The following is a 288-nucleotide window of genomic DNA, read 5'->3' on the forward strand; positions in this document are numbered from 1 at the left end:
GGTGACCCCTACGGGATTCGAACCCGTGTTACCGCCGTGAAAGGGCGGTGTCTTAACCGCTTGACCAAGGGGCCATTCTATCGATAATACTATATTGAGAGCTTCCAAGCGGGCTCGAACCGCTGACCTCTTCCTTACCATGGAAGTGCTCTACCTGCTGAGCTATGGAAGCATTTTGCTGCCAGTCCAAAAAGTTATGGCTTTTCGGGGTTAAATGGCTCCGCAGGTAGGATTCGAACCTACGACCGCTCGGTTAACAGCCGAGTGCTCTACCACTGAGCTACTGCG

At 53.1% G+C, this 288-nt stretch carries 2 tRNA genes; both read right to left on the reverse strand.

Annotated elements, in window-relative coordinates:
* Positions 1-2 precede the first annotated feature (2 nt).
* A tRNA-Glu gene (locus tag JJQ88_RS21070) sits at positions 3-74 on the reverse strand.
* 25 nt (positions 75-99) lie between these two features.
* Positions 100-172 (reverse strand) — tRNA-Thr (locus JJQ88_RS21075).
* Positions 173-288: the final 116 nt, after the last annotated feature.

This window comes from Bacillus sp. REN3 (genome assembly GCF_017912555.1).
In the GTDB taxonomy this organism is placed as follows: domain Bacteria; phylum Bacillota; class Bacilli; order Bacillales; family Cytobacillaceae; genus Mesobacillus.